This window comes from Dactylosporangium aurantiacum, from assembly GCF_000716715.1.
Classification (GTDB): Bacteria; Actinomycetota; Actinomycetes; order Mycobacteriales; family Micromonosporaceae; genus Dactylosporangium; species Dactylosporangium aurantiacum.
In genome coordinates this window covers 1-3,308 of sequence record NZ_JNYJ01000111.1, presented here as the reverse complement: position 1 = coordinate 3,308, position 3,308 = coordinate 1, and the positions used below count along the sequence as shown (strand labels likewise).

Below are 3,308 nucleotides of genomic sequence, written 5' to 3'. Positions count from 1 at the left end.
CGACGCCATCGCCCCCGCCACCCTCGACACCAAAGCCCTGCTCATGCTCACCCACCTCGCCGCCGCCGCCATCGTCATCCCGGCGATCGCCCGCCGCCTGGCCGGCTGAATCCCCGGTCAGGGTCGGCCGACCCGGTACGTCACATGCGTGGCCCCGGGCGTGTCGACGGTCTCCAGCCACTCCAGCGCGCGGGCGGCACCGTCGAACAGGGCGGTGCCGGCGCCCAGCAGCACCGGGGCGATGTGCAGCCGGAGGTGGTCGACGAGGCCGGTCAGCAGTGCCTGCCGGGCGATCGACGCACCGCCCATCACGTGCACCCGTTGCGGTCCCGCGACGGCCGCCGCGGCGGACAGCGCGGCGGCGACCCCGCCGGTGACGAACGTGAACGTGGTGTCGCCCTTGCGCACCACCGGGTGCGGCCGGTGGGTCACGACGAGGACCGGCCTGCGGAAGAAGCCGTCCTCGGCGGCCCAGCCGTCCGTGTCGTCGTACACCCGGCGGCTCGTGACGACGGCGCCGGACGCGGCGAACGTCGCGTCGCTCAGCCGCCGCCCCTCCTCGTGGTCGAGCCACGCGTGCAGCCGCTCGCCGCCCTTGCCCAGGCCGGGCCAGGTGTGCAGGTCAGGCCCCGTGACGAAGCCGTCCACCGATACCGAGATGTCCACCTCAACGATTGCCATACCCGTGCAGACGCAGTGGGACGGCGATGTCATCGGTGATCTGGGCGATCATTTTCTCGCCGGTACGGGTATGCACGGTCCCGTGGACGCCACCAGGTTCGCGGAGCTGACCCGCCGGCACCGGCGCGAGCTGCACGTGTACTGCTACCGGATGCTCGGCTCGTTCGACGCGGCCGAGGACCACGTGCAGGAGGTGTTCCTGCGGGCGTGGCGGGCGCGGGACACGTTCGAGGCGCGTTCCAGCGCCCGGACCTGGCTGTACCGCATCGCCACCAACGCCTGCCTGGACACACTGCGGCGGACGGTGCCGCCGGTGCAGCCGTACCCCGACCAGCTGCTCGACGAGCGGCCCGGCCCCGACGCGCAGGCCGTCGGCCGGGAGACGATGTCGCTGGCGTTCCTCGCCGCGATCCAGCTCCTGCCGCCGCGCCAGCGGGCCGCGCTGATCCTGCGCGACGTGCTGTCCTGGTCGGCGGGCGAGACGGCCGCCCTGCTGGGCACGAGCGTGCCGGCGGCCAACAGCGCCCTGCAGCGGGCCAGGGCGACGCTGCGCGGGCGCTGGCCCGGCGGCCGCCTGGAGTGGGCGCCCGCCGGCGAACCCGGCCGCGAGGAGCGGGAGCTGCTGCGGCGGTACATCGACGCGCACGAGCGGGCCGACCCGGAGGCCCTCATCGGGCTGCTCCGCGAGGACGTGCGCCTGACGATCGAGCCCGGCGTCGGCGAGTGGACCGGCCGGCCGGCGGTCGCCGAGGCCCTGCGGCGGGACATGAACACCCCCGGCCGGTGGCGGATGCTGCCGACGGCGGCGAACCGGCAGCCCGCGGCCGCCGCGTACGTCCGTGCCGACGGCGACCCCGCGTTCCGGCCGTTCGCGCTGATCGTCCTGCGCCCGGTGGCGGGGCTCCTCACCGCGATGGACGCGTTCGAGGCGCCGGGTCTGTTCCCCGTGTTCGGCCTCCCGGCGAGCCTGGACCCGGAAGCACCCGCCGGTGACCTGCGCCCCACAGCGCCCTCCGGTGACCTGCCGGCGCGCGGCTGAGCGGGACGTGCCATGATCGCGTGCGTGAGCGCGTGGGCCTACAACGAGCGTCCTGCCGGCGTCCGGTTCCTGCCCGACACGGTCGCGGAGCCGGGCCGCGGCGAGATCGAGGACCAGATGTGGGCCTGGATCGTGCGGGGCAGCGACGACGCCGCCGCGTTCGTCGACTACCTCGACGACGACGAGGACCGCCACGGGGTCGGCGACGAGGAGCTGGCGGCGGCGTACGAGCGGGCCGTCGACGCCCGGCGGGCGCAGCAGCGCGAGTGGGGCGACGTGCGGAGCAACGTGAGCCTCGCCTTCGCCGAGCTCAACCAGCTGGGCGTGCTGGCCAGGGCGAACTTCTCCTGCTGCGGCACCTGCGCGTCCGGCGAGATCCACGACGAGCGCGACGGGTCCCGCCACTGGCACGGGTACCTGTGGTTCCACCAGCAGGACACCGAGGCGCTGATCGCCAGCACCGACGGGTCGGTCTACCTCGGCTACGGCGTGTACCCGCCGGAGGACTTCGACGAGGCCGCCTACGAGGCGCTGTCCCCGCAGGAGCAGCGCGACCGGTACCAGGCCGACCTGGAACGCATGCTGGACGACCTGGTCTTCCCGGTGCTGCGCAGGCACGGCATGCGGGTCACCTGGAACCGCAACCAGGCCACCCGGATCCTGGTCACCGGCGCCCACTGGTACGTGCCGCTGACCTGAGCCCGGGTCACGTTTCACGCCCGTCTTTCATCGACGGCGGGCTGACGTGGGGCCGCCGCGCCCCGGGACGCCGGCGCATTGACAACAGCAAATCACATCGATACCGTCCGCCACCGAGGAAAGCGCTTTCCTCAGAGTGGAGGTTGAGACGTGGCGCTCGTGAGTGCAACGGCGCGGGTCCGGCGATGGCGGACGGCGCTGTTCGGCGCGGTCGTGCTGACGGTCGTGGCCGCGGTGACGACGGTCGCGGTCCGGTCGGCGGACGCGGCGACGATCGTGCAAGGGGTCTGGTACAACCTGGTCAACGTCAACAGCGGCAAGGTGATGGAGGTGACCGGCGCGTCCACCGCGGACGGTGCCACCGTCACCCAGTACAGCAGCAACGGCTGCCAGTGCCAGCAGTTCCGCTTCGAGTCGGCCGGCACCGGGTGGTGGCGCATCGTCGCCCGGCACAGCGGCAAGGCCGTCGACCTGTGGGAGTGGAACACCGCCGACGGCGCCGAGTACCGGCAGTGGCCGATCAGCAGCGGCTACAACCAGCAGTTCTCGGTGCAGACCATCGGCGACGCGATCCAGCTCATCAACCGGCACAGCGGCAAGGCCCTCGAGGTCTGGCAGTGGTCCACCGCCAACGGCGCCAGGATCTCGCAGTACACCGACCTCAACGGGGCGAACCAGCAGTGGCGCCTGGTCCAGGTCGGCACCACCACCCCGACGACCGGCGGCACCAACCCGAGCACGACGTGGCCGACGAAGTCCGGCGACGCCCCGGTCAACAACGGCACGATCAAGGTGTCGGGGACGCTCGACGGCGGGATGAAGCGGTACTGCTGCATCGGCGACGGCGGTCAGGGCGAGAGCCAGGACCCGGTGTTCGAGCTGGCCAACG

At 72.9% G+C, this 3,308-nt stretch carries 5 protein-coding genes; 4 read left to right on the top strand and 1 reads right to left on the bottom strand.

The window, feature by feature from the left end:
* The first annotated feature begins 7 nt into the window (after positions 1–7).
* A complete protein-coding gene (locus OP18_RS62270; protein ID WP_281179594.1) occupies positions 8–109 on the top strand; it encodes a DUF6069 family protein in 102 nt (33 codons plus the stop codon).
* Between the two features lie 8 nt (positions 110–117).
* Here OP18_RS62270 and OP18_RS50410 read toward each other — a convergent pair whose 3' ends face one another.
* Entirely contained in the window at positions 118–666 is a 549-nt protein-coding gene (locus OP18_RS50410) for a dihydrofolate reductase family protein (protein ID WP_052388591.1), read from the bottom strand.
* Between the two features lie 97 nt (positions 667–763).
* On the opposite strand from OP18_RS50410, the gene OP18_RS50405 reads away from it, so the two are divergent.
* From OP18_RS50405 to OP18_RS50395, 3 genes are all read left to right on the top strand, one after another.
* The gene (locus tag OP18_RS50405) at positions 764–1,720 is read left to right on the top strand and encodes a sigma-70 family RNA polymerase sigma factor (protein ID WP_245635820.1); all 957 of its coding nucleotides are present in this window, start codon (positions 764–766) and stop codon (positions 1,718–1,720) included.
* A 24-nt stretch (positions 1,721–1,744) separates the two neighbouring features.
* Complete coding sequence (locus OP18_RS54325) at positions 1,745–2,419, top strand: DUF6891 domain-containing protein (RefSeq protein ID WP_156090379.1); 675 nt, start codon at positions 1,745–1,747, stop codon at positions 2,417–2,419.
* 150 nt (positions 2,420–2,569) lie between these two features.
* Positions 2,570–3,308: RICIN domain-containing protein (locus OP18_RS50395; RefSeq protein WP_245635819.1), on the top strand; the 739-nt coding region annotated here is incomplete at its 3' end.